At 52.3% G+C, this 26250-nt stretch carries 18 protein-coding genes; 12 read left to right on the top strand and 6 right to left on the bottom strand.

Annotation, left to right across the window (positions count from 1 at the left end; genetic code table 11):
- Positions 1 to 19: 19 nt before the first annotated feature.
- Complete coding sequence (hslO, locus tag D9742_RS00685; RefSeq protein ID WP_024218688.1) at positions 20 to 898, top strand: Hsp33 family molecular chaperone HslO; 879 nt, start codon at positions 20 to 22, stop codon at positions 896 to 898.
- Positions 899 to 986: 88 nt separating this feature from the next.
- Here hslO and D9742_RS00680 read toward each other — a convergent pair whose 3' ends face one another.
- Positions 987 to 2711 (bottom strand): DUF4153 domain-containing protein, encoded by a 1725-nt coding sequence (locus tag D9742_RS00680; RefSeq protein WP_130235666.1) that lies wholly within the window; start codon positions 2709 to 2711, stop codon positions 987 to 989.
- A 378-nt stretch (positions 2712 to 3089) separates the two neighbouring features.
- Between D9742_RS00680 and pckA the strand changes: the two genes are divergently transcribed.
- Positions 3090 to 4712: a phosphoenolpyruvate carboxykinase (ATP) gene (gene pckA / locus D9742_RS00675; RefSeq protein WP_130235665.1), complete on the top strand. Its 1623-nt coding sequence runs from the start codon at positions 3090 to 3092 to the stop codon at positions 4710 to 4712.
- Positions 4713 to 4787: 75 nt separating this feature from the next.
- Here the strand turns inward: pckA and envZ are convergent, their stop codons facing one another.
- Positions 4788 to 6140 carry a two-component system sensor histidine kinase EnvZ gene (gene envZ / locus D9742_RS00670; protein WP_130235664.1) on the bottom strand — a complete coding sequence of 451 codons (1353 nt, stop codon included), beginning with the start codon at positions 6138 to 6140 and terminating at the stop codon, positions 4788 to 4790.
- Positions 6137 to 6856 (bottom strand): two-component system response regulator OmpR, encoded by a 720-nt coding sequence (gene ompR / locus D9742_RS00665; RefSeq protein ID WP_001157751.1) that lies wholly within the window; start codon positions 6854 to 6856, stop codon positions 6137 to 6139. The genes envZ and ompR overlap by 4 nt, the downstream gene beginning before the upstream one ends.
- 227 nt (positions 6857 to 7083) lie before the next feature.
- On the opposite strand from ompR, the gene greB reads away from it, so the two are divergent.
- The 6 genes from greB (at position 7084) to rpnA (ending at position 14542) form a co-directional block, all read left to right on the top strand.
- Positions 7084 to 7560 carry a transcription elongation factor GreB gene (gene greB, locus D9742_RS00660; protein WP_000856744.1) on the top strand — a complete coding sequence of 159 codons (477 nt, stop codon included), beginning with the start codon at positions 7084 to 7086 and terminating at the stop codon, positions 7558 to 7560.
- 96 nt (positions 7561 to 7656) lie between these two features.
- Positions 7657 to 9978 (top strand): Tex family protein, encoded by a 2322-nt coding sequence (locus tag D9742_RS00655; RefSeq protein ID WP_130235663.1) that lies wholly within the window; start codon positions 7657 to 7659, stop codon positions 9976 to 9978.
- Positions 9979 to 10648: 670 nt separating this feature from the next.
- A complete protein-coding gene (gene feoA, locus D9742_RS00650) occupies positions 10649 to 10876 on the top strand; it encodes a ferrous iron transporter A (protein WP_001200455.1) in 228 nt (75 codons plus the stop codon).
- Positions 10877 to 10892: 16 nt separating this feature from the next.
- Positions 10893 to 13214, top strand: a complete 2322-nt coding sequence (gene feoB / locus D9742_RS00645; protein ID WP_130235662.1) for a Fe(2+) transporter permease subunit FeoB — start codon at positions 10893 to 10895, stop codon at positions 13212 to 13214.
- A gap of 10 nt (positions 13215 to 13224) precedes the next feature.
- The gene (gene feoC, locus D9742_RS00640) at positions 13225 to 13461 is read left to right on the top strand and encodes a [Fe-S]-dependent transcriptional repressor FeoC (protein ID WP_000157586.1); all 237 of its coding nucleotides are present in this window, start codon (positions 13225 to 13227) and stop codon (positions 13459 to 13461) included.
- A 202-nt stretch (positions 13462 to 13663) separates the two neighbouring features.
- A complete protein-coding gene (gene rpnA, locus D9742_RS00635; protein ID WP_130235661.1) occupies positions 13664 to 14542 on the top strand; it encodes a recombination-promoting nuclease RpnA in 879 nt (292 codons plus the stop codon).
- 28 nt (positions 14543 to 14570) lie between these two features.
- Here rpnA and bioH read toward each other — a convergent pair whose 3' ends face one another.
- The gene (gene bioH, locus D9742_RS00630) at positions 14571 to 15341 is read right to left on the bottom strand and encodes a pimeloyl-ACP methyl ester esterase BioH (RefSeq protein ID WP_130235660.1); all 771 of its coding nucleotides are present in this window, start codon (positions 15339 to 15341) and stop codon (positions 14571 to 14573) included.
- Between the two features lie 37 nt (positions 15342 to 15378).
- Between bioH and gntX the strand changes: the two genes are divergently transcribed.
- The 3 genes from gntX (at position 15379) to gntT (ending at position 18364) form a co-directional block, all read left to right on the top strand.
- Positions 15379 to 16062, top strand: coding sequence for a DNA utilization protein GntX (gene gntX / locus D9742_RS00625; protein WP_130235659.1), 684 nt, complete (start codon positions 15379 to 15381; stop codon positions 16060 to 16062).
- A 58-nt stretch (positions 16063 to 16120) separates the two neighbouring features.
- A complete protein-coding gene (gene nfuA / locus D9742_RS00620; protein ID WP_000619389.1) occupies positions 16121 to 16696 on the top strand; it encodes a Fe-S biogenesis protein NfuA in 576 nt (191 codons plus the stop codon).
- Between the two features lie 351 nt (positions 16697 to 17047).
- Positions 17048 to 18364, top strand: coding sequence for a gluconate transporter (gntT, locus tag D9742_RS00615; protein ID WP_001131744.1), 1317 nt, complete (start codon positions 17048 to 17050; stop codon positions 18362 to 18364).
- 44 nt (positions 18365 to 18408) lie between these two features.
- On the opposite strand, the gene malQ is transcribed toward gntT, so the two are convergent.
- Complete coding sequence (gene malQ / locus D9742_RS00610) at positions 18409 to 20493, bottom strand: 4-alpha-glucanotransferase (RefSeq protein WP_130235658.1); 2085 nt, start codon at positions 20491 to 20493, stop codon at positions 18409 to 18411.
- Between the two features lie 9 nt (positions 20494 to 20502).
- The gene (gene malP, locus D9742_RS00605) at positions 20503 to 22896 is read right to left on the bottom strand and encodes a maltodextrin phosphorylase (RefSeq protein WP_130235657.1); all 2394 of its coding nucleotides are present in this window, start codon (positions 22894 to 22896) and stop codon (positions 20503 to 20505) included.
- A 623-nt stretch (positions 22897 to 23519) separates the two neighbouring features.
- On the opposite strand from malP, the gene malT reads away from it, so the two are divergent.
- Entirely contained in the window at positions 23520 to 26225 is a 2706-nt protein-coding gene (malT, locus tag D9742_RS00600) for an HTH-type transcriptional regulator MalT (protein WP_130235656.1), read from the top strand.
- The last annotated feature ends 25 nt before the right edge of the window (positions 26226 to 26250 follow it).

Here is a 26250-nt window from a genome sequence, read left to right as displayed (position 1 = left end):
ACCTGCAAGAGAGATGATTATGCCGCAACATGACCAATTACATCGCTATCTGTTTGAAAACTTTGCCGTGCGCGGCGAACTGGTAACCGTTTCGGAAACCCTGCAACAGATCCTTGAGAATCACGATTATCCGCAGCCGGTGAAAAACGTGCTGGCTGAACTGCTGGTCGCGACCAGCCTGTTGACCGCTACGCTGAAGTTTGATGGTGATATCACCGTACAGCTGCAAGGCGACGGCCCGATGAGTCTGGCGGTCATCAACGGAAACAACAAACAGCAGATGCGCGGTGTTGCGCGTGTGCAGGGTGAAATTCCGGAAAATGCCGATCTGAAAACGCTGGTCGGCAATGGTTACGTGGTGATCACAATTACCCCGAGCGAAGGCGAACGCTATCAGGGCGTAGTTGGCCTGGAAGGTGACACCCTGGCGGCTTGCCTGGAAGATTACTTTATGCGTTCTGAACAGCTGCCGACGCGCCTGTTTATTCGCACCGGCGACGTAGACGGCAAACCGGCTGCGGGCGGTATGTTGTTGCAGGTAATGCCTGCGCAAAATGCCCAGCAGGACGACTTCGACCATCTGGCGACGCTAACCGAAACCATCAAAACTGAAGAGCTACTGACGTTACCGGCAAACGAAGTGTTGTGGCGTTTGTATCACGAAGAAGAGGTGACGGTTTACGATCCGCAGGATGTTGAATTCAAATGCACCTGCTCGCGTGAACGTTGCGCCGACGCGCTGAAAACGCTGCCGGATGAAGAAGTTGATAGCATCCTCGCGGAAGAAGGCGAAATTGACATGCATTGTGATTACTGTGGTAACCACTATCTGTTCAATGCAATGGATATTGCCGAGATCCGCAACAATGCGTCTCCGGCAGACCCGCAAGTTCATTAATCACCATGTCCGGCAGAGATGAATCTGCCGGATATCATGACTACATTGCCTGATGCGCCGCATCCAATAAAAAATCAGATGCGCACTGTCATTCATTCAGATTCAAATCCAGCGTTTCACTATCCACCGTAAGAGAGCGCCACACTTTAGGCTTCGTCCCCAGTTTTCCATCTTTCGCCGCTGTGAGTAATTTCTCTTTCGTTATTACACGCGGGAGTGAACTCATCGTAATCTCTTTCCATTCTTTCCCGGCAGGATCAATACCATAGACAATGACTCTTTCATCATTAAAGGCAAACAGGATCCGCTCTGCCCTACCATCACTATTCAGATCTTGCTCTACCAGCACGCAGGCATCTTTTTCAATGCATATCATTGCGTTATAGCGATTTTTCATCACTGCCGACCAGAAGGCCGCATCCGGTTTGCCAGAACCCGGGGCAATAAATACATTATCAGCTAATGCTTTTTCCGATATCTTCTGCTGAAGACGTTGCACTCCATCAAAAGCCATCAGCAGGCCCCGTCTGCGTTTCGGGTCTTTCATATACTCGACATCGCTTTTCAGCGACTCAAGCGCCGCACGTCCATAACGACCGCTATGTTCGAGCATATAGATACTTACCTGGTCTGGCGTGTTCTTGCCGCTCTGATAACGCGCCATATGGCTGTTCACGCTAATGCGCATACTGTCCAGCACCGGCGAATTAAGAAGCACCAGTATTGCCAGTACCAGCAACGAAACTGTGAGGTTCACTTTACCCTGAAGAACAAGGGGATTTTGCCCTTTACGCCAGACAATACTGACGAAATACCCCAGCGACCAAACCAGTAACACCACCACCGCCAATGCGCCGTGCAAGCGTTCGGCAGTCCAGCCGTATTGAGCGACCCGCATCCATATAGCCCAGGCAGCGATCAGTACATAGAGCGGAGCCACCAGCAGAGACGTGTTTATCAGGCAACGCAACGGGCCAGTCCAGGGAAGCGATGTTTTTTGCGGATCGCGGACAATGGCCATTAAGAGCAATTGCAATAAGGCCAGAGTTAAAAGCAACCCAGCGGCGGAGATGTGGCGTGAAATCGCATTCAAACCAGCAAAGGGCAAAGTGATAATAAACAGCAGCGTCAGCAGTGAAACCAGAGGTAGTAAACCCGTAGCGATTAACGTGAAGAGCTTTTGTATAGAGGCGATTAACCGCGATTGTGTCCGCGCAAGAATGACTGCCAGCGCGGTAACCAGGCCCAGCGTAAGATAAATAAACCAGTCGGTTGAAAAAAAGAGGGTACTGAAAAACGTGATACCAACAAGTTTAAATAACTCGCTCCACAGTAAAAGCACCAGCCAGGTCAGACCATTAGTGATAAAAATCACCATCAATATTAGAACGTTATGCCACGCTGACTGGTAAAAAAAGCTATAGTTCGTTCGCTCTTTTCTGTCGTGTAAATTCAGTTGTATCCAGGGCAATAACAACATCGCCATTAACAGCAGATAACAACCAAATTCCCAGAGTTCCTGGTCTGCTCGCCAGGGACTCATGCCATCAATTTGCCACTTCAGCCAGCCGCTCATCGCCAGGGTGGCAATAAATACCAGCGCCAGCCACCCCCACAAACGCTTCTGTTTGAAGGATTCCACGGTGAATAACAAAACTGATGAAAGTGCCACGGTCGCAGGGATGCCGTAAACAATCCAGTTGTTATTGTCCACAGCCAGCCAGGTTATCAAAAAATAGCAAACCAGCCCCTGGATTAGCCCAGTGGCGACCATTCCCCACCGTGTTGCAGGTGAAAGTTCAACGTTATCCATGTTCGTGATCCGGAATCAAAAGGAAGGTTAATTATTGCATTCAGGCAGTACTAATATTTATTTTCAGAAAAATTTACAAAAAATTTTGCGGTGGTGAATCGATACTTTACTGATTTATTTTGCATAAATTTCAATCAGGAATGAGATTTAACTCACATTATAATGGTCAATTAAACTAACATTTAACCTTTTAGGAACATTTTCCACACCTGGAATGCTATTTCTGCGATAATAGCAACCGTTTCGTGACAGGAATCACGGAGTTTTTTGTCAAATATGAATTTCTCCAGATGCGTAAATCTATGAGCCTTGTCGCGGTTAACCCCCCCAAAAAGACTTTACTATTCAGGCAATACATATTGGCTAAGGAGCAGTGAAATGCGCGTTAACAATGGTTTGACCCCGCAAGAACTCGAGGCTTATGGTATCAGTGACGTTCATGATATCGTTTACAACCCAAGCTACGACCTGCTGTATCAGGAAGAGCTCGATCCGAGCCTGACAGGTTATGAGCGCGGGGTGTTAACTAATCTGGGTGCCGTTGCCGTGGATACCGGGATCTTCACCGGGCGTTCACCAAAAGATAAGTATATCGTGCGTGACGATACGACTCGCGATACCTTCTGGTGGGCTGACAAAGGCAAAGGTAAGAACGACAACAAACCGCTCACCCCGGAAACCTGGCAACATCTGAAAGGCCTGGTGACCAAACAGCTTTCCGGCAAACGCCTGTTCGTGGTTGATGCTTTCTGTGGCGCTAACCCGGATACTCGCCTTTCCGTACGTTTCATTACCGAAGTGGCCTGGCAGGCGCATTTCGTCAAGAACATGTTTATTCGCCCGAGTGATGAAGAGCTGGAAGGTTTCAAACCTGACTTTATCGTCATGAACGGCGCGAAGTGCACCAACCCGCAGTGGAAAGAGCAGGGTCTGAACTCTGAAAACTTCGTGGCGTTTAACCTGACCGAGCGCATGCAGCTGATTGGCGGCACCTGGTACGGCGGCGAAATGAAGAAAGGGATGTTCTCGATGATGAACTACCTGCTGCCGCTGAAGGGCATTGCCTCCATGCACTGTTCCGCCAACGTTGGCGAGAAAGGTGATGTTGCGGTGTTCTTCGGTCTTTCTGGCACCGGTAAAACCACCCTTTCCACCGACCCGAAACGTCGCCTGATTGGCGATGACGAGCACGGCTGGGATGATGACGGCGTGTTTAACTTCGAAGGCGGCTGCTACGCGAAAACCATTAAACTGTCGAAAGAAGCGGAACCGGAAATCTACAACGCTATCCGCCGCGATGCGCTGCTGGAAAACGTCACCGTACGTGAAGATGGCACTATCGATTTTGACGATGGTTCAAAAACTGAGAACACCCGCGTTTCTTACCCGATCTATCACATCGAAAACATCGTTAAGCCAGTTTCCAAAGCGGGCCACGCGACTAAGGTTATCTTCCTGACCGCAGATGCCTTTGGCGTACTGCCACCAGTTTCTCGCCTGACTGCCGATCAAACTCAGTACCACTTCCTCTCTGGCTTCACCGCCAAACTGGCGGGTACTGAGCGTGGCATCACCGAACCGACGCCAACCTTCTCCGCCTGCTTCGGCGCGGCATTCCTGTCGCTGCACCCAACTCAGTACGCAGAAGTGCTGGTGAAACGTATGCAAGCGGCAGGTGCTCAGGCATATCTGGTTAACACTGGCTGGAACGGCACCGGCAAACGTATCTCCATTAAAGATACCCGCGCCATTATCGACGCTATCCTCAACGGTTCGCTGGATAACGCAGAAACCTTCACTCTGCCGATGTTTAACCTGGCGATCCCGACCGAACTGCCGGGCGTAGACACGAAGATCCTCGATCCGCGTAACACCTACGCTTCTCCTGAACAGTGGCAGGAAAAAGCCGAAACCCTGGCGAAACTGTTTATCGACAACTTCGATAAATACACCGACACCCCTGCGGGTGCCGCGCTGGTAGCGGCTGGTCCGAAACTGTAATGATTTGAAGCTGGAGAATATCTATCCAGTATCTTATAGAAAGCAAAACGGGAGGCACCTTCGCCTCCCGTTTTTTTACCCTTCTTTTGTCGTGCCCTGCGTCCGCGTTACCGGCACAGGCAGCCAGGCGCGAATGGAAAGCCCGCCCCGCTCGCTGGTGCCAAGTTCCAGCATGCCGTTATGGTTATCCACGATACGCTGCACAATTGCCAGGCCTAGCCCCGTGCCGCTAATGGTGCGCGCACTGTCGCCGCGGACAAACGGCTGGAACAGGTGCTTACGCTGTTCCGGCGCAATACCCGGACCGTCATCTTCTACCTGGAACCAGGCACGATTCGGCTCCGTGCCGCTGCTGACTTTGATCCAGCCATTACCGTAACGGGCGGCGTTGACCACCATATTCGCCACCGCACGTTTGATTGACAGCGGATGCATTTTCACTTCTATGCAGCCAGGATAAAGCGCGGTATCAATTTCACGCTCATAGCCACTTTCGGCAGCAATAACCTCACCGAGTACTGCGTTGAGATCCGCCATTTCCATAGGCATCTCCTGCCCGGTGCGCAGGTAATCGATAAACTGCTCAATGATGGCGTTACACTCTTCGATATCTTTATTGATCGATTCTGCCAGGTAGCCATCCTGCTCGCTCATCATCTCAGTCGCCAGCCGAATACGCGTCAGCGGCGTGCGTAAGTCATGACTTACCCCCGCCATCAGCAACGTACGGTCATCCGCCAGCTGCTTGACGCCTGCCGCCATATGGTTGAAGGCGCGGGTAACGGAACGCACCTCCGAAGCGCCATATTCACGCAGCGGCGGCGGAATAATCCCTTTACCGACCTGCAAGGCCGCGTGTTCGAGATCGACTAACGGTCGGTTCTGGATACGAATAAACAGCCACGCCCCGCCTATCGCCATCAGCATAATCGCCAACGTATAGCGGAACAGCGGAGAGAAATCGCCCTGATGAATTTCGGTCAGTGGCACGCGCACCCAGATATTGGGCGACAGCCAGGTTTTCAGCCAGACAACAGGCGAGCTTTTGTTAACCTCGACGCGAACTTCCGTCGGGCCGCCAAGTTGCTGCGCCATCTGATGGCTTAAGAATTCATAGTGTTGCGCCCAACGCAGCCCGGCCTCTTCGGCAGCTTCGTTGGAATAAAGAGAGATCCCCAGCTCACGGTAGATCTCCCGACGAAAAGCGGGAGGCACAACCAGCTGCGTGCCGTCCTCCAGTTGCAGTTTATCGGTCATCAACATACGCACTTCGTACGCGAGGACTTTATTAAACTGCTGGAGGCTCGGCAAAATCGCGAAATTCAGCACCACCAGATAAGTCGTCACCAGGCTGACGAACAGCAAGGTGACGATGAGCAATAACGTGCGGGCAAATGAACTTCGTGGCGAGAAGCGCAATCGCCTCATGCTTTAGAACCGTCCGGCACGAAAACGTAGCCCAGACCCCAAACGGTCTGAATGTAACGCGGATGCGCCGGATCTTCTTCCACCATGCGGCGCAGGCGCGAAATCTGCACGTCGATGGAGCGTTCCATTGCGGAATATTCACGGCCACGGGCAAGGTTCATCAGCTTATCGCGGGAGAGCGGCTCACGCGGATGGCTGACCAATGCCTTCAGTACCGCAAACTCACCGCTGGTCAGCGGCATCGGCTCATCTTCGCGGAACATTTCGCGCGTACCGAGGTTAAGTTTGAACTTACCGAAAGCAATTACCGCCTCTTCCTGTGACGGCGCGCCCGGCAATTCGTTCGCCTGACGACGCAGCACCGCACGGATACGGGCCAGCAGTTCACGCGGGTTAAACGGTTTTGGAATGTAGTCGTCAGCGCCAATTTCCAGGCCCACGATACGATCCACTTCTTCCCCTTTCGCCGTTACCATAATGATCGGCATCGGGTTACTCTGGCTACGAAGACGTCGGCAAATCGACAAGCCATCTTCACCAGGTAACATCAAATCCAGTACCATAAGATGGAAAGATTCACGAGTCAGCAGGCGATCCATCTGTTCTGCATTAGCGACGCTTCGAACCTGGAAGCCTTGTTCGGTGAGATAACGCTCCAGCAGCGCACGCAGGCGCATGTCGTCATCGACCACCAGAATCTTGTAGTTCTCTTGCATTGTTTGTACTCCCAAAGGTCCGCAACAATTTGTAAGCGTGTATTCTTAAAAAAGCTCACGTTCGCCACCAGCTAAATCTGGTATGAATTTCAGCCTAAATTGTTACAAAGCATATTAAACAGCGGCTTAAGTATACAATTTATTCAGCGAAACATTATTGATTCTGTTGATATGATCACGTTATACCCAATGTGCGCATTATCAAACAGACAAAGGGAATCAACGAGATGAAAACGCCCCTGGTTACCCGGGAAGGGTATGAAAAACTCAAACAAGAGCTAAATTATCTCTGGCGTGAAGAGCGCCCGGAAGTCACAAAGAAGGTGACCTGGGCCGCGAGTCTGGGCGACCGCAGCGAAAATGCTGACTATCAGTATAATAAAAAGCGCCTGCGTGAAATCGACCGTCGTGTGCGCTATCTCACTAAATGTATGGAAAATCTCAAAATCGTCGATTACTCGCCCCAGCAGGAAGGCAAAGTTTTCTTTGGTGCGTGGGTAGAGATTGAAAACGACGATGGCGTGACTCACCGTTTCCGTATCGTCGGCTACGATGAAATCTTTGGCCGTAAAGATTACATCTCTATCGATTCCCCGATGGCTCGCGCATTGCTGAAAAAAGAAGTGGGCGATCTGGCGGTGGTGAATACCCCTGCCGGGGAAGCGAGCTGGTATGTTAACGCCATCGAATACGTGAAACCGTAAGGAAGAGTCTTAACCTCCTGCCAATGGCTGGCATTTTGGCCAGCCAATCCGTATAACTATCCCCTGATTTTTGATCCGAAAAGATGAACTCAAACCATGATGAATGATTCGTTCTGCCGCATTATTGCGGGTGAAATTCAGGCGCGCCCGGAACAGGTTGACGCTGCCGTTCGCCTGCTTGACGAAGGGAATACCGTGCCGTTTATCGCACGTTATCGTAAGGAAATCACCGGCGGTCTGGATGACACGCAGTTGCGTAATCTGGAAACGCGTCTGGGATACCTGCGCGAGCTGGAAGAGAGACGTCAGGCGATCCTCAAGTCCATTTCCGAGCAAGGCAAACTCACCGATGATCTGGCGAATGCCATCAACGCCACCCTAAGCAAAACCGAACTCGAAGACCTCTACCTGCCCTACAAACCTAAACGCCGCACCCGCGGGCAAATCGCCATTGAAGCAGGGCTTGAGCCGTTGGCTGACCTGCTGTGGAGCGATCCGTCACACACGCCAGAAGTCGCCGCTGCACAATATGTTGATGCCGATAAAGGCGTGGCAGATACCAAAGCCGCGCTGGACGGCGCGCGCTATATCCTGATGGAACGGTTTGCCGAAGATGCCGCGCTGCTGGCGAAAGTGCGTGATTATCTGTGGAAGAACGCGCATTTGGTTTCTACGGTAGTGAGCGGTAAAGAAGAGGAAGGGGCGAAATTCCGCGACTATTTCGATCATCACGAACCGCTGTCAACGGTGCCTTCTCACCGCGCGCTGGCGATGTTCCGTGGGCGTAACGAAGGCGTACTCCAGCTTTCGCTGAATGCCGATCCGCAGTTCGATGAGCCGCCAAAAGAGAGCTATTGCGAGCAAATCATCATGGATCATCTCGGCCTGCGCCTGAACAATGCCCCGGCAGATAGCTGGCGCAAAGGCGTGGTGAGCTGGACCTGGCGCATCAAGGTGCTGATGCACCTGGAAACCGAACTGATGGGCACCGTGCGCGAACGCGCGGAAGATGAAGCAATCAACGTCTTTGCCCGTAACCTGCACGATCTGCTGATGGCGGCCCCCGCCGGACTGCGTGCAACGATGGGCCTCGATCCGGGCCTGCGTACCGGGGTAAAAGTGGCGGTGGTCGATGCAACGGGCAAACTGGTGGCGACCGATACTATTTATCCGCATACCGGGCAGGCTGCAAAAGCGGCTATGACCGTTGCTGCCCTGTGTGAAAAGCATAACGTTGAACTGGTGGCGATCGGTAACGGTACGGCTTCCCGCGAAACCGAGCGTTTCTATCTCGACGTTCAGAAGCAGTTCCCGAAAGTGACTGCGCAGAAAGTGATCGTCAGCGAAGCTGGCGCGTCGGTTTACTCGGCTTCCGAGCTGGCAGCACAGGAGTTCCCGGATCTCGACGTTTCGCTGCGTGGCGCGGTGTCTATCGCCCGTCGTTTGCAGGATCCGCTGGCGGAGCTGGTGAAAATCGATCCGAAATCTATCGGTGTGGGTCAGTATCAGCATGACGTCAGCCAGACGCAGCTGGCCCGCAAACTGGATGCAGTAGTAGAAGACTGCGTAAATGCCGTTGGCGTTGATTTGAATACCGCTTCTGTTCCGCTGTTAACTCGCGTGGCGGGCCTGACGCGCATGATGGCGCAAAACATTGTTGCCTGGCGCGATGAGAACGGCCAATTCCAGAACCGCCAGCAACTGCTGAAAGTGAGCCGCCTGGGGCCAAAAGCCTTCGAACAGTGCGCGGGCTTCCTGCGTATTAACCACGGCGATAACCCGCTGGACGCCTCTACCGTTCACCCGGAAGCCTATCCGGTGGTGGAACGCATTCTGGCGGCAACGCAGCAGGCACTGAAAGATCTGATGGGTAACAGCAGCGAGCTGCGTAACCTGAAAGCATCTGACTTTACCGATGAAAAATTCGGTGTGCCGACGGTAACCGACATCATCAAAGAGCTGGAAAAACCGGGTCGCGACCCGCGTCCGGAATTTAAAACCGCTCAGTTTGCCGATGGCGTCGAGACAATGAACGACCTGCAACCGGGTATGATCCTCGAAGGCGCGGTGACCAACGTCACCAACTTTGGCGCGTTTGTCGATATCGGCGTGCATCAGGACGGCCTGGTTCACATCTCTTCATTGTCGAACAAGTTTGTGGAAGATCCGCATACCGTGGTGAAAGCGGGCGACATTGTGAAGGTAAAAGTGCTGGAAGTGGATCTTCAGCGTAAACGTATCGCCCTGACCATGCGTCTGGACGAGCAGCCTGGTGAAACCAATGCCCGTCGCAGCGGTGGTAACGATCGCCCGCAAAACAACCGCCCGGCAGCCAAACCGCGCGGTCGTGAAGCGCAGCCTGCCGGTAATAGCGCAATGATGGATGCGCTGGCAGCGGCAATGGGGAAAAAGCGTTAAATGCCCTGATTGGCCTACGGTTCGAATTTGCACGAAATCGTAGGTCAGATAAGGCGTTCACGCCGCATCTGGCAACGAACGCCTTGCCTGACATAAAAATGCCGGAAAATATCTCCGGCTCAGACTGATGACAAAGTCTAAAAATGTGCCCGGACAGTCCCCTCGCCCCTCCGGGGAGAGGGTTAGGGTTAGGGTGAGGGGAACAGACCAGCACTGGCACGGTTATTTACCCTCACCCCGGCCCTCTCCCTAAAAGGGCGAGGGGGAAAACCGTGCCCCTTTTGGACTTTTAAGCCAGTTTGTCAGCAATCTCTGCCGGAGAATATCTCCGGCATATTTATTCCACAGCCAAACTCACAATATATTCCGTTAATATTTATCACTTCATTAACAACTGAAACCTTAATTAAACATTAGCCTGTGCTGGTAATTCGCTATTCGAATTATATTTTCGCTGCGATATAACCTTGAGCCACATCAACATTGAGTCAGATTATTATCTAAACCAACATTCGCACACATTTTAAGTATTGCTGATAGAAACCATTCTCATTATCATTGTGCTGTTGATTATTTAATCTCTCCTTCGTTGGCAAATCATCTGGTCCCATGTCGCTGTCAAACGCCCCATGAGGTAGTTATCCAGTTAATGAGAAACAAGTAGGCACCTATGCAATACACTCCAGATACTGCGTGGAAAATCACTGGCTTTTCCCGTGAAATCAGCCCGGCATATCGTCAGAAGCTGCTTTCTCTTGGCATGTTACCTGGCTCCTCTTTTAATGTGGTGCGCGTCGCTCCACTCGGTGACCCCATTCATATCGAAACCCGTCGTGTGAGCCTGGTATTACGGAAAAAAGATCTGGCCTTATTAGAAGTGGAAGCGGTTTCCTGTTAATACGGTGAGAATAACAATGAAAAAATTAACCATTGGCTTAATTGGTAATCCAAATTCTGGCAAGACAACCTTATTTAACCAGCTCACCGGCGCGCGTCAGCGTGTAGGAAACTGGGCTGGCGTTACCGTCGAACGTAAAGAAGGGCAATTCTCCACCACCGATCATCAGGTCACGCTGGTGGACCTGCCCGGCACCTATTCTCTGACCACCATTTCATCTCAGACGTCGTTGGACGAGCAAATCGCCTGCCACTACATTTTGAGTGGTGATGCCGACCTGCTAATTAACGTGGTGGATGCGTCTAACCTTGAGCGTAACCTGTACCTGACGCTGCAACTGCTGGAACTCGGCATTCCCTGCATCGTGGCGCTGAACATGCTCGACATTGCCGAGAAGCAAAATATTCGCATTGAAATTGATGCGCTGTCGGCGCGTCTTGGCTGCCCGGTGATCCCGCTGGTTTCAACCCGTGGTCGCGGTATTGAAGCGCTCAAGCTGGCGATTGATCGCTATAAATCTAACGATAATGTGGAACTGGTGCATTACGCGCAGCCGCTGCTCAACGAAGCAGATTCACTGGCAAAAGTGATGCCTTCCGACATCCCGCTGAAACAACGTCGCTGGCTGGGCCTGCAAATGCTGGAAGGCGATATCTACAGCCGCGCCTACGCCGGTGAAGCGTCGCAGCATCTGGATGCCGCCCTCGCCCGTCTGCGTAATGAGATGGACGATCCGGCGCTGCATATTGCCGATGCGCGTTACCAGTGCATTGCTGCCATCTGTGATGTAGTAAGCAACACCCTGACGGCAGAACCCAGCCGTTTCACCACTGCGGTAGATAAAATCGTGCTCAACCGTTTCCTCGGTCTGCCGATTTTCCTCTTTGTGATGTACCTGATGTTCCTGCTGGCTATCAACATCGGCGGAGCGTTACAGCCGCTGTTTGACGTCGGTTCCGTGGCGCTGTTTGTGCATGGTATTCAGTGGATTGGCTACACGCTCCACTTCCCGGACTGGTTGACAATCTTCCTTGCCCAGGGCCTGGGCGGTGGTATTAACACCGTGCTGCCACTGGTGCCGCAGATCGGCATGATGTACCTGTTCCTCTCCTTCCTCGAGGACTCCGGGTATATGGCGCGTGCGGCGTTTGTGATGGACCGTCTGATGCAGGCGCTGGGCTTGCCGGGGAAATCCTTTGTACCGCTGATCGTCGGTTTCGGTTGTAACGTACCGTCGGTAATGGGTGCGCGTACGCTTGATGCGCCGCGTGAACGTCTGATGACCATCATGATGGCACCGTTTATGTCCTGCGGCGCGCGTCTGGCTATCTTCGCGGTCTTTGCGGCTGCCTTCTTCGGGCAGAACGGCGCGCTGGCGGTCTTCTCGCTGTATATGCTGGGTATTGTGATGGCGGTGCTGACTGGCCTGATGCTCAAGTACACCATCATGCGCGGTGAAGCGACGCCGTTTGTCATGGAGTTGCCGGTCTATCACGTGCCACACGTTAAAAGCCTGATTATCCAGACCTGGCAGCGTCTGAAAGGCTTCGTGATGCGCGCAGGTAAAGTGATCATCATCGTCAGCATTTTCCTGAGCGCATTCAACAGCTTCTCATTGAGCGGGAAAATCGTCGATAACATCAACGACTCGGCGCTGGCTTCCGTTAGCCGTGTGATCACCCCGGTCTTCAAACCGATTGGCGTGCATGAGGATAACTGGCAGGCAACGGTTGGCCTGTTCACGGGCGCCATGGCGAAAGAGGTGGTAGTGGGTACGCTCAACACTCTCTACACCGCAGAAAATATTCAGGACGAAGAGTTCAATCCGGCAGAATTTAATCTCGGTGAAGAGCTGTTCAGCGCGGTTGATGAAACCTGGCAGAGCCTGAAAGACACCTTCAGCCTTAGCGTACTGATGAACCCCATTGAAGCTAGTAAAGGCGACGGCGAAATGGGTACCGGGGCGATGGGCGTGATGGATCAGAAATTCGGCAGTGCGGCAGCCGCTTACAGCTATCTGATTTTCGTCCTGCTGTATGTACCGTGCATCTCGGTGATGGGTGCAATTGCTCGTGAATCAAGCCGTGGCTGGATGGGCTTCTCCATCCTGTGGGGGCTGAATATCGCTTACTCGCTGGCAACATTGTTCTATCAGGTCGCCAGCTACAGCCAGCACCCAACTTACAGCCTGGTGTGCATTCTGGCGGTTATCCTGTTTAACATCGTGGTTATCGGTTTGCTGCGCCGCGCGCGTAGCCGGGTGGATATCGAACTGCTGGCAACACGCAAATCGGTAAGCAGTTGCTGTGCAGCCAGCACCACTGGCGATTGCCACTAAGGGTGCAGCAATGGCTTCGCTCATTCAGGTGCGTGATTTGCTGGCGTTACGGGGCCGTATGGAAGCGGCTCAGATAAGCCAGACATTGAACACCCCGCAGCCAATGATTAACGCCATGCTGCAACAGCTGGAAAGTATGGGCAAAGCGGTGCGGATTCAGGAAGAACCTGACGGCTGCCTCTCCGGCAGTTGTAAAAGCTGCCCGGAAGGAAAAGCCTGTCTGCGCGAGTGGTGGGCGCTGCGTTAACCATACTCCATCGCCTGTTTTGAAAAGCCCGGTATGCGTTTGCATCCGGGCTTTTTTGCGTGCGGCTTTCCATAAAAATGCAATTCTTGCAGCGCGACGTAAGTTCCTCTGAAAGCGTCTCGCAGGGATGAAAACTCGCTAATGCACAGGTGTGGAGTGGCGCGTAGAGTCGCGGCATTCAAACACCAGGTGAAGAAGCGCCATGAGCAAAAAGCAGAGTTCCACCCCACACGATGCGCTGTTCAAACTCTTTTTACGCCAACCGGACACGGCACGCGATTTTCTTGCGTTTCATTTACCGGCACCCATTCACGCGCTCTGTGATATGAAAACCCTCAAGCTGGAGTCGAGCAGCTTTATTGATGACGATCTGCGTGAAAGCTATTCCGACGTGCTGTGGTCGGTGAAAACGGAACAAGGACCAGGATACATCTATTGTCTGATTGAACATCAAAGCACCTCAAACAAACTGATCGCATTCCGCATGATGCGTTACGCCATTGCCGCAATGCAAAACCACCTGGATGCCGGATACAAAACGTTGCCGATGGTGGTGCCATTGTTGTTTTATCACGGTATTGAAAGCCCCTATCCCTATTCGCTGTGTTGGCTGGATTGTTTCGCCGATCCCAACCTGGCAAGGCAGCTTTATGCCTCTGCATTTCCGCTGATTGATATCACCGTCATGCCTGATGATGAAATCATGCAGCACCGACGCATGGCGCTGCTGGAGTTAATTCAAAAACATATACGCCAACGTGACCTGATGGGGCTGGTAGAGCAAATGGCCTGCTTATTAAGTAGTGGATACGCTAATGACAGACAAATCAAAGGGCTGTTTAATTACATACTGCAAACCGGCGATGCGGTACGTTTTAACGATTTTATCGACGGTGTGGCCGAACGTTCACCAAAACACAAGGAGAGTTTAATGACTATTGCGGAAAGATTGCGGCAGGAGGGGGAACAATCCAAAGCCCTGCATATAGCCAAAATAATGCTTGAATCCGGAGTCCCTCTTGCAGACATCATGCGCTTTACCGGGCTGTCAGAAGAAGAGTTGGCTGCGGCGAGTCAGTAAAGTTCTGTCTCGCCATTTCAAAAGCTGTCTACACCCTCTGCTTCAACGCCACCAGCAGTTGACAAAACTCGTCCGGATGCGAAATAAACGGTGCATGGGCCGCTTTGGCGAAAATGTACGACTCGCTGTGCGGCCAGACTTCATCCAGCTTCGGCACCACTTTGCGCGGCACCAGACCGTCGAGATAACCATACAATCGCAAAAACGGCATGGGTACGTGTTGCAGAGGTTGGCGGAGATCGACCGTTTTCAGAATTTCCAGCCCACCATTGAGCACGTCAACCTCCGGCATCGGCAACGCCAGAACGGTTTTCTTCAGCGCTCGCGCATCCTGGCGTGCCGTTTCTGTACCCATGGTTTGTAACGCAAGGAACCGTTCCACAGTACGCTGAAAATCTTCACTGAGTTGCTGCTGGAAACCTGCCAGCACGTCCGGTTTTATCCCCGGCCAGCCGTCACGAGCACTGAAACACGGCGACGATGCCACGGTGACCAACGCCTGAACACGCTCGGGATGGGTTAACGCAATTTGGCTTGCCACCAGCCCGCCCAGACTCCAGCCCAGCCAAATAGCCTTATCCGGTGCCTGCTGTAGCACGACTTCCGCCATATCAGCAAGCGACATCGCACTAAATCCCTGGCTGCGCCCGAAGCCAGGTAGATCAACAAGATGCAACGTAAAATGCGAGCTAAGTTCCTCGTCAATGCAACGCCACACTTCGGCATTCAGTCCCCATCCGTGCAACAGCACAAGATGAACATTCCCCTGACCTTTGGTCTGCCACCAGATGTTATTCATCCGCTATTGTTCTCTTTTGACTCACAAGGATGAACATATGCTAACAGTACCAGGATTATGCTGGCTATGCCGAATGCCTTTGGCGTTAGGTCATTGGGGGATTTGTTCGGTCTGCTCTCACGCCGCCCGTACAGATAAAATGTTATGCCCGCAATGTGGATTACCGGCAACATACTCACATCTTCCCTGCGGTCGCTGCCTGCAAAAACCACCACCGTGGCAAAGACTGGTCACCGTTGCCGACTATGCGCCGCCTCTAAGTTCGCTTATCCACCAGCTTAAGTTTTCCCGTCGCAGCGAAATCGCCAGCTCCCTGTCACGTCTGTTACTATTGGAGGTCTTACGCGCCCACCGCACCACGGGGTTACAACTGCCGGATCGCATCGTCAGCGTACCGTTATGGCAGCGCCGTCACTGGCGTCGGGGTTTTAATCAGAGTGATTTGCTGTGTAAGCCATTATCACGCTGGTTGCACTGCCAATGGGATAGCGAAGCCGTCACGCGTACACGGGCCACCGCGACCCAGCATTTTCTCAGCGCCCGGCTGCGCAAGCACAACCTGAAAAATGCCTTTCGCCTTGAATTGCCTGTGCAAGGTCGCCATATGGTGATTGTGGATGATGTCGTCACCACCGGAAGTACCGTCGCAGAGATTGCGCAGTTGCTTTTACGCAATGGTGCGGCGACTGTCCAGGTCTGGTGCCTTTGTCGAACCTTGTAGAGCCTCGATGATGGGCGTATTATAACCAACTAAAATAGTCAACTATTAGGCCATTACTATGATCCGTATTTCCGATGCTGCACAAGCGCACTTTGCCAAACTGCTGGCAAACCAGGAAGAAGGGACACAAATCCGCGTATTTGTGATTAACCCTGGCACGCCTAACGCTGAATGTGGCGTTTCTTATTGTCCGCCGGACGCTGTGGAAGCCACCGATACCGCCCTGAAATTTGACCTGCTGACTGCGTATGTTGATGAGTTGAGCGCACCATACCTGGAAGATGCAGAGATCGACTTTGTAACCGACCAGCTGGGTTCTCAGCTGACGCTGAAAGCCCCGAACGCCAAAATGCGTAAAGTGGCTGACGATGCGCCTCTGATGGAGCGTGTGGAGTATATGCTGCAATCGCAGATCAACCCGCAACTTGCCGGTCACGGTGGTCGCGTTTCGCTGATGGAAATCACCGAAGACGGTTACGCCATTCTGCAATTTGGCGGCGGCTGTAACGGTTGTTCAATGGTCGATGTGACGCTGAAAGAAGGGATCGAAAAGCAGTTGCTGAACGAATTCCCGGAACTGAAAGGTGTCCGCGATCTCACCGAACACCAGCGCGGCGAACACTCTTACTACTGAGTTATCCTCTCTTTTGTAGATTGCCCGATGCGACGCTAAAGCGTCTTATCGGGCCGTCTGCCAGGCATTGGCGCTACATTGCCTCGGCAAATCCAATCCCTACTTTTCCCCGCGATAATATGACCAACCTCTCATAATTTAAATTTACCCCGCTCTGGTGATTCTCAAGCACACAATGTTACCCGTATCATTTGCATGGGCACCAAACACACTCATAACATCTGACTACACTAATTAGTTTTAGAAGTCGTCAGCCATGGTGCTGTTATATCTCTGTTCCCAGTTGGGACGATCAGAATTTATCGTCAGAAGCCTGACGTTACCCATAACAAATGAAAGGCCAGGTAAATCATGCCATTAGTCATTGTTGCTATCGGTGTAATCTTGTTATTACTCCTGATGATCCGCTTCAAAATGAACGGTTTCATCGCTCTCGTCCTGGTGGCGCTTGCTGTTGGATTAATGCAAGGTATGCCACTGGATAAAGTTATCGGCTCTATCAAAGCCGGTGTCGGCGGTACGCTCGGCAGCCTTGCCCTGATCATGGGTTTTGGCGCGATGCTGGGCAAAATGCTGGCAGACTGCGGTGGTGCACAACGTATCGCCACCACGCTGATTGCCAAATTCGGTAAAAAGCACATCCAGTGGGCTGTGGTACTGACCGGTTTCACCGTTGGTTTTGCCCTGTTCTATGAAGTGGGTTTCGTACTGATGCTGCCTCTGGTATTCACTATCGCTGCAGCGGCGAATATTCCACTGCTTTACGTTGGTGTACCGATGGCAGCTGCGCTGTCTGTTACTCACGGCTTCCTGCCGCCGCATCCGGGTCCAACCGCGATTGCCACCATCTTCCAGGCTGATATGGGTAAAACCCTGCTGTACGGCACCATTCTGGCAATCCCGACTGTTATTCTTGCTGGTCCGGTTTACGCTCGCGTGCTGAAAGGTATCGATAAGCCAATTCCGGAAGGTCTGTACAGCGCGAAAACCTTCAGTGAAGAAGAGATGCCGAGCTTTGGTGTCAGCGTCTGGACTTCTCTGGTGCCGGTTGTACTGATGGCGATGCGTGCGATTGCCGAAATGATCCTGCCGAAAGGTCACGCTTTCCTGCCTGTGGCGGAGTTCCTCGGCGACCCGGTAATGGCTACGCTGATTGCCGTACTGATCGCGATGTTCACCTTTGGTCTGAACCGTGGTCGTTCAATGGATCAGATTAACGACACGCTGGTTTCTTCAATCAAAATCATCGCGATGATGCTGTTGATCATCGGTGGTGGCGGTGCGTTCAAGCAGGTGCTGGTAGACAGCGGCGTGGACAAATACATTGCTTCCATGATGCACGAAACCAACATTTCTCCGCTGCTGATGGCCTGGTCGATTGCTGCCGTACTGCGTATCGCACTGGGTTCCGCAACCGTTGCGGCAATCACTGCGGGTGGTATCGCTGCACCGCTGATTGCAACGACGGGTGTTAGCCCGGAGCTGATGGTTATCGCAGTGGGTTCCGGTAGTGTGATTTTCTCTCACGTGAACGATCCGGGCTTCTGGCTGTTCAAAGAGTACTTTAACCTGACTATCGGCGAGACCATCAAGTCCTGGTCGATGCTGGAAACCATTATCTCAGTGTGCGGTCTGGTAGGCTGTCTGCTGCTGAATATGGTGATTTGATAACACTGACTGCCGGATGCATCGCATCCGGCATCAACCGCACTCTATTTCTTCTTCGCTGCCGCCCTGCGCCGCTTGTCCAGATCTTTAATCAACTTGTTCACCCCATCATCGGCAAACATCGTCTCAAGCGTTGCGGAAAGCTTGCGTCGCCAGTTTTTATACTGGTAACTGGTGCCAGGAATATTCACCGGTTCGGCCATATCCAGCCAGTCTTCCGGCTGTAGTCCTAATAGAGCACTGTTACTGTCGGCAATGTAGCGCTGCAAACCACGATTAAGCGTCGGCGTCATCGCCATCAGCGACGCTTTATGCCCGGCGCGTTTAGGCAGACAACCGTATTTATGCAGCGCATCCAGCAGCCCTTGCTTCGCCAGTTCGCGATCCTGATATAAACCACGCAGCACATCTTCATCCGGGTATAGCCCCAGCGTTTTGCCCAGCGTTAAATCTCCGCTTTCCCAGTAACCACGCAGCGTTGGCAGGTCGTGTGTCGCCGCAACCGCCATCGACTGCTCAGGATACACTTTCGGCGCACGGAACGTCTTCTCGTGGTCGTTTTCGAAATAGAGCACTTTATAGGAATACACACCGCTGCTGCGCAGCTTACCGACAATCTCTACCGGTACAGTGCCGAGATCTTCACCAATCACCATGCAGCGATGGCGTTTACTTTCAAGTGCCAGAATCGAGAGCAGATCATCCACCGGATAGTGAACATATGCCCCTTGATCCGCCGTCTCGCCATACGGTATCCACCACAAACGCAGCATCGACATCACATGGTCAATTCGCAACGCGCCGCAGTTTTGCATATTGGCACGCAGCAGCTCGATAAACGGTTCATAGGCGCGCGCGGTGATGATATGCGGGTCCATCGGCGGCAATCCCCAGTTCTGCCCCAACGGGCCGAGGATATCCGGCGGCGCGCCAACCGACGCTTTCAGGCAATACAACTCGCGGTCACACCAGGTTTCTGCTCCACCTTCTGCTACGCCAACGGCCAGGTCACGATACAAGCCAATCGGCATTTCATGGCCCTGGCTTATCTCCCAGCAGGCGGCAAACTGGCTGTAAGCCAGCCACTGCAGCCAGAGATAAAAATCAACGTCATCGCGATGTTCTTCGCAGAACTGGTGCACTTCTGGCGAATCCACGTTCTGATACATCTCCGGCCATGCTGGCCAGCCCCAGCGCATTTCGTCTTCTTTCACTTGCTGGGCATGTAGCGCGTCAAACGCCGCCTGCCAGAACAGGCTATCGCCCTGCTCAGCAACAAACTGGCGAAACGCTGCCATTTGTTCATCATCACGTTGTGAAAAACTTTTCCACGCCATCCGCAGCGCTGTCATTTTTAGTGCGGTCACGGTGGAGTAATCAACCCAGTCGGCATCCCGCGCCTGTTGCAGCGTCTGCTGCGTGGTCGGCATCTGCCACCAGGTTTGTGCCTCTTCGCTAAGCTGGAAATCTTCAACGGCGTTAACGTCGATATAAATCACGTTCAGCCAGCGGCGAGAAGACGGGCTATACGGACTGGCGCTTTCCGGGTTTGCCGGGTACAGCGCATGAATCGGGTTCAGACCAATGAACGACCCGCCACGTTTTGCCACATCCACCAGCATCGCTTTGAGATCGCCAAAATCCCCAATACCCCAGTTTTTTTCCGATCGCAGCGTATAAAGCTGGACGCAGGCACCCCACAGTTTTTGCTTGTTGAGCAATGCCTGCGGTTCGTAGCAGCGTTTCGGAGCGACAATCACCCGACAATGAGCACGCTGTTCATCCTGAGTAAGCGTCAGCGTGTGATAACCTTCCGGCAGTTTTGCCGGCAGATTGAACGCGTTACCACCGCTCACGTGGCCTTTGTACTGCGTACCTTCTTCGGTGGTCAGTAGCCAGCTATATTCGCCGCTTCCCTCTACCGCCATTGCCATTTTTTTCCCGGCGGTATACACCATGACATTTGGCACTGGTGTTACCGCCACTTTCGTGGCGGCACTTTGATGCATCGCATCAAGCAAACGCCGTTTGGTTTCGGCGCTAATCGACTGCGGTTTTCCGTGGGCATTGATGTAATTGGGGCTGATCCCCGCCGCCAACGCGGCTTTGTCCAGACGTTTGCTTTCCATCGCGCTTCCTTAGCGTTTTGCCTGCCAGATACGAGCCTGATAATCACGGATTGAGCGATCTGAGCTGAACATACCGCAGCGGGCAGTATTGAGGATCGCCGCGCGAGTCCAGGCCTCCTGGTCGCGGTACAGCACATCCACGCGTTTTTGCGCTTCGACATAAGCCGCAAAGTCCGCCATTACCAGATACGGATCGCCGCCCTGCTTACCGAGGCTATGCAGCATCTGGTCAAAGGCGTGTTTATCGCCATTGCTGTATTTGCCGCTTTCCAGCTCTTTTAATACCGCATCCAGGACCTTATCTTTCTTCCGCCATTTTACCGGGTCGTAGCCCTTCGCTTTCAGCGCTTTAACCTGCTCGACGGTATGACCGAAGATAAAGATGTTTTCTTCACCAACTTTCTCGGCGATCTCCACGTTTGCGCCATCCAGCGTGCCGACAGTGAGCGCACCGTTAAGCGCCAGTTTCATATTGCCAGTACCAGAAGCTTCTTTACCTGCGGTGGAGATCTGTTCAGAGATATCCGCCGCCGGGATCAGCATTTCCGCTGCAGATACACAATAATCTGGCAGGAACACGACCTTCAGCTTGTCGCCCACCTGCGGATCGTTGTTGATCGCTTCCGCTACTTTGTTGATCGCAAAGATAATGTTCTTCGCCAGGTAGTAGCCCGGCGCGGCCTTGGCTCCAAACAGGAACACACGTGGAACACGGTCGGCTTGTGGGTTCTCGCGAATCTCTTTGTACAGCGCCAGAATATGCAGCAGGTTCAGGTGTTGGCGTTTGTACTCGTGCAGGCGTTTGATCTGAATATCGAAAATCGCCTGAGGATTGATTTCAATACCGGTACGAACTTTCACAAACTCCGCCAGACGAACTTTATTCGCCTGTTTGATCTCGCGATATTGCTGGCGGAATTTCGCGTCATCAGCGAACTTTTCCAGATTAATCAGTTGATCAAGATCGTTAGCCCACTCTTTTTTCAGTGTCTTATCCAACAATGCTGCCAATTCCGGATTGCACTGCTTGATCCAGCGGCGCGGAGTAATACCGTTGGTAACGTTATGGAATTTGTTCGGCCACAGCTGGTGATATTCCGGGAACAGATCTTTAACCACCAGATCCGAGTGCAGCGCGGCCACGCCGTTCACCGCAAAACCGCTGACCACGCACATGTTCGCCATACGAACCTGCTTGTCATGTACGACTGCCAGTTTCGCCCAAACCGCTTTGTCGCCAGGCCAGTTTTTTTCCACCAGCGTCTTAAAGCGGTTGTTGATTTCGTTGATGATCTGCATATGGCGTGGCAGCAGGGCTTTTACCAGTTTCTCATCCCAGCACTCAAGTGCTTCTGGCATCAGGGTATGGTTGGTATAAGCAAAGGTATTGCTGGTGATCGCCCAGGCTTCATCCCAGCTCATCTGATGATCATCAATCAGTACGCGCAGCAGTTCTGGAATAGCGATAGTTGGGTGGGTATCGTTCAGTTGAATAACTTCGTAATCTGCCAACTCATGCAGTTTACGGCCTGCCAGATGATGACGACGCAGAATATCCGCTACCGAACAGGCGCACTGGAAATATTGCTGCATCAGACGCAGTTTTTTACCCGCAGTGTGGTTGTCGTTTGGATAGAGAACTTTGGTGAGTTTTTCAGCGTCGATGCCCTGTTGTTCAGCACGCAGGAAATCGCCGTCGTTGAATTTCGTGAGGTTAAACGGATGCGCATGTGTCGCCTGCCATAAACGCAGCGGCTGCGCCACGCCGTTACGGTAGCCCAGCACAGGTAAATCCCACGCCTGGCCGGTAATGGTAAATGCAGGCTCCCAACATCCGTCTTTAGTAGCCTTGCCACCAATCCCAACCTGCACATCAAGTGCTTCATTATGGCTGAACCACGGATAGTTACCGCGATGCCAATCATCTGGCGCTTCCATTTGTTGACCGTCAACAAATGACTGACGGAACAAACCATATTGATAGTTCAGACCATAGCCTGTTGCGGATTGTCCGACGGTCGCCATTGAGTCGAGGAAACATGCCGCCAGACGCCCCAGACCGCCGTTGCCCAGCGCCGGGTCTGTCTCTTCTTCCAGCAGATCTGTCAGGTTGATGTCATAGGGTTTCAGCGAATCCTGAACAGCCTGATACCAACCGAGATTTAACAGGTTGTTGCCCGTCAGACGACCAATCAAAAACTCCATTGAGATGTAGTTAACATGGCGCTGATTTGCCGTCGGTTTGGCAAAAGGCTGGGCACGCAACATCTCCGCCAGAGCTTCACTCACGGCCTGCCACCACTGACAAGGGGTCATCTCAGCTGCAGATGTTAAACCATAACGCTGCCATTGACGTGACAGGGCTTCCTGAAATTGCTTTTCATTAAAAATGGGTTGTGACATAGGAGTTCCAGTTTTCTTAGACATTAAACACAACGTTATCGTTAGTTTGCCAGGCTCCATGTTGACCTTCCTCATCCTACGGGGGATTAGGCGGGGAGGAGTGACGGGGATGAGCAAGAAAATGTGATCGCGAACACTTAAAGGTAGTGCAATCAACAGCAAAAGCATCGGCCCAGCGCCAAAGAGCGCAAAAAACTGACTATTAACAGTAAGAAAGGGCCGTTGCTTATTATCAAAAAGCGGAAAGTCACTCTATAAATCAAGTAAAGCAGCGAAATTGTTTCAGTAATGAAATACCAATCGTGATTCATCTCATTCTTAATAGATTTATTAAGATCATCTTTTTAGACAGACCTTTCATCATGAATTAAGGAAGCATCATTGCTTTAATAACGCTTTTGAATCACGAGAAAACACAATAAGATCCAGTATCTACGCTGTATCAGCGTAGTTTTTAGGTGAACCATTAATAAAGGTTTTGAATTGTGACAGAGTGCAAATTCAGACACATAAAAAACCGTCATCGCTTGCATTGCACAGATTTCTGGCCGACCTTATAACCATTAATTACGAAGCGCAAAAAAAATAATATTTCCTCAATTTCCACAGTGAAGTGATTAACTATGCTGATTCCGTCAAAATTAAGTCGCCCGGTTCGACTCGACCATACCGTGGTTCGTGAACGCCTGCTGGCTAAACTTTCCGGCGCGAACAACTTCAGGCTGGTGCTGATCACAAGTCCTGCGGGCTACGGAAAGACAACGCTCATATCCCAATGGGCGGCAGGCAAAAACGATTTGGGCTGGTACTCGCTGGATGACGGCGATAACCAGCAAGAACGGTTCGCCAGCTACCTGATTGCCGCAATTCAACAGGCCACCAACGGGCATTGCCCCGCCAGTGAAGTGATGGCGCAAAAGCGGCAATATGCCAGTCTATCCTCACTTTTTGCCCAACTGTTTATCGAACTGGCAGAGTGGCACCAGCCGCTCTACCTGGTTATTGACGATTATCATCTGATCACTAACCCAGTGATTCACGAGTCAATGCGCTTCTTTATTCGTCATCAACCGGAAAATCTGACCCTGGTGGTTTTGTCGCGCAATCTTCCGCAACTGGGTATTGCTAATTTGCGTGTACGTGACCAACTGCTGGAAATTGGCAGCCAGCAACTGGCGTTTACCCATCAGGAAGCCAAGCAGTTTTTTGATTGCCGTCTGTCTTCACCCATTGAAGCCGCTGAAAGTAGCCGGATTTGCGATGACGTTTCTGGTTGGGCAACGGCTTTACAATTAATCGCCCTCTCCGTCCGACAGAATACCCATTCTGCGCACAAATCCGCACGTCGCCTGGCGGGCATTAATGCCAGCCATCTTTCTGATTATCTGGTCGATGAAGTGTTGGATAACGTGGATCTGGCGACGCGCCATTTTCTGCTGAAAAGTGCCATTTTACGCTCGATGAACGATGCGCTAATCACCCGTGTTACCGGCGAAGAAAACGGGCAAATGCGCCTTGAAGAGATTGAGCGTCAGGGGCTGTTTTTGCAACGGATGGATGATACCGGCGAGTGGTTCTGCTATCACCCTTTGTTTGGCAACTTCCTGCGCCAGCGCTGCCAGTGGGAACTGGCGGCGGAACTGCCCGAAATCCACCGTGCCGCCGCAGAAAGCTGGATGACCCAGGGCTTCCCAAGCGAAGCCATCCATCATGCGCTGGCGGCGGGCGACGCGCTGATGCTGCGCGATATTCTGCTTAATCACGCCTGGAGCCTGTTCAACCACAGTGAACTTTCGCTGCTGGAAGAGTCACTCAAAGCCCTGCCGTGGGACAGTCTGCTGGAAAATCCGCAACTGGTGTTGTTGCAAGCCTGGCTAATGCAAAGCCAGCATCGCTACGGCGAAGTGAACACCCTGCTGGCGCGCGCCGAACATGAGCTCAAGGATATCAGGGAAGGCACCATGCATGCAGAATTTAACGCTCTGCGCGCTCAGGTGGCCATTAACGATGGCAATCCTGAAGAAGCCGAGCGGCTGGCAAAACTGGCGCTGGAAGAACTGCCTCCGGGCTGGTTCTACAGCCGAATTGTCGCGACCTCTGTGCTTGGCGAAGTGTTGCACTGCAAAGGTGAACTTACCCGCTCGCTGGCGCTGATGCAGCAAACCGAGCAAATGGCGCGTCAGCACGATGTCTGGCACTACGCCTTGTGGAGTTTAATCCAGCAAAGTGAAATTCTGTTTGCTCAGGGGTTCCTGCAAACCGCGTGGGAAACGCAGGAAAAAGCGTTCCAGTTGATTAACGAACAACATCTGGAACAGTTGCCGATGCATGAGTTTCTGGTGCGCATCCGTGCACAACTGCTATGGGCCTGGGCGCGGCTGGATGAAGCCGAAGCGTCGGCGCGTAGCGGGATTGAAGTCTTGTCGTCTTATCAGCCGCAGCAACAACTCCAGTGTCTGGCCATGTTAATTCAATGCTCGCTGGCCCGTGGCGATTTAGATAATGCCCGTAGCCAGCTTAACCGCCTGGAAAACCTGCTGGGGAATGGCAAATATCACAGCGACTGGATCTCTAACGCCAACAAAGTTCGCGTGATTTACTGGCAGATGACTGGCGACAAAGCCGCCGCTGCCAACTGGTTGCGTCATACGGCCAAACCAGAGTTTGCGAACAACCACTTCCTGCAAGGTCAATGGCGCAACATTGCCCGTGCACAAATCTTGCTGGGAGAGTTTGAACCTGCGGAAATAGTCCTCGAAGAACTGAACGAAAACGCCCGCAGCCTGCGGTTAATGAGCGACCTCAACCGTAACCTGCTTTTACTCAATCAGTTGTACTGGCAAGCCGGGCGTAAAAGCGACGCCCAGCGTGTGTTGTTGGATGCATTGAAACTGGCGAATCGCACCGGATTTATCAGTCATTTTGTTATTGAAGGCGAAGCGATGGCGCAACAACTGCGCCAGCTGATTCAGCTCAATACACTGCCAGAACTGGAACAACACCGCGCGCAGCGTATTCTGCGGGAAATCAATCAACATCATCGGCATAAATTTGCCCATTTCGATGAAAGTTTCGTTGAACGTCTGCTAAATCATCCGGAAGTACCAGAACTGATCCGTACCAGTCCGCTGACCCAGCGCGAATGGCAGGTACTGGGGCTGATTTACTCCGGTTACAGCAACGAGCAAATTGCGGGCGAGCTGGAAGTGGCGGCGACCACCATCAAGACGCATATCCGTAATCTGTACCAAAAACTCGGCGTCGCCCACCGCCAGGCTGCGGTACAACACGCGCAGAAACTGCTGAAGATGATGGGGTATGGAGTGTGAATTTAGCCGGATAACGCGCCAGCTC

It is taken from the genome of Escherichia sp. E1V33 (genome assembly GCF_004211955.1).
GTDB lineage: Bacteria > Pseudomonadota > Gammaproteobacteria > Enterobacterales > Enterobacteriaceae > Escherichia.
This window is presented reverse-complemented; position numbering and strand designations above follow the sequence as displayed.

Excerpts from the sequence above, each read along its gene's own strand:
- hslO (WP_024218688.1), top strand. The coding sequence starts at position 20 with ATGCCGCAACATGACCAATTACATCGCTATCTGTTTGAAAACTTTGCC.
- D9742_RS00680 (WP_130235666.1), bottom strand. The coding sequence starts at position 2,711 with ATGGATAACGTTGAACTTTCACCTGCAACACGGTGGGGAATGGTCGCC.
- pckA (WP_130235665.1), top strand. The coding sequence starts at position 3,090 with ATGCGCGTTAACAATGGTTTGACCCCGCAAGAACTCGAGGCTTATGGT.
- envZ (WP_130235664.1), bottom strand. The coding sequence starts at position 6,140 with ATGAGGCGATTGCGCTTCTCGCCACGAAGTTCATTTGCCCGCACGTTA.
- ompR (WP_001157751.1), bottom strand. The coding sequence starts at position 6,856 with ATGCAAGAGAACTACAAGATTCTGGTGGTCGATGACGACATGCGCCTG.
- greB (WP_000856744.1), top strand. The coding sequence starts at position 7,084 with ATGAAAACGCCCCTGGTTACCCGGGAAGGGTATGAAAAACTCAAACAA.
- D9742_RS00655 (WP_130235663.1), top strand. The coding sequence starts at position 7,657 with ATGATGAATGATTCGTTCTGCCGCATTATTGCGGGTGAAATTCAGGCG.
- feoA (WP_001200455.1), top strand. The coding sequence starts at position 10,649 with ATGCAATACACTCCAGATACTGCGTGGAAAATCACTGGCTTTTCCCGT.
- feoB (WP_130235662.1), top strand. The coding sequence starts at position 10,893 with ATGAAAAAATTAACCATTGGCTTAATTGGTAATCCAAATTCTGGCAAG.
- feoC (WP_000157586.1), top strand. The coding sequence starts at position 13,225 with ATGGCTTCGCTCATTCAGGTGCGTGATTTGCTGGCGTTACGGGGCCGT.
- rpnA (WP_130235661.1), top strand. The coding sequence starts at position 13,664 with ATGAGCAAAAAGCAGAGTTCCACCCCACACGATGCGCTGTTCAAACTC.
- bioH (WP_130235660.1), bottom strand. The coding sequence starts at position 15,341 with ATGAATAACATCTGGTGGCAGACCAAAGGTCAGGGGAATGTTCATCTT.
- gntX (WP_130235659.1), top strand. The coding sequence starts at position 15,379 with ATGCTAACAGTACCAGGATTATGCTGGCTATGCCGAATGCCTTTGGCG.
- nfuA (WP_000619389.1), top strand. The coding sequence starts at position 16,121 with ATGATCCGTATTTCCGATGCTGCACAAGCGCACTTTGCCAAACTGCTG.
- gntT (WP_001131744.1), top strand. The coding sequence starts at position 17,048 with ATGCCATTAGTCATTGTTGCTATCGGTGTAATCTTGTTATTACTCCTG.
- malQ (WP_130235658.1), bottom strand. The coding sequence starts at position 20,493 with ATGGAAAGCAAACGTCTGGACAAAGCCGCGTTGGCGGCGGGGATCAGC.
- malP (WP_130235657.1), bottom strand. The coding sequence starts at position 22,896 with ATGTCACAACCCATTTTTAATGAAAAGCAATTTCAGGAAGCCCTGTCA.
- malT (WP_130235656.1), top strand. The coding sequence starts at position 23,520 with ATGCTGATTCCGTCAAAATTAAGTCGCCCGGTTCGACTCGACCATACC.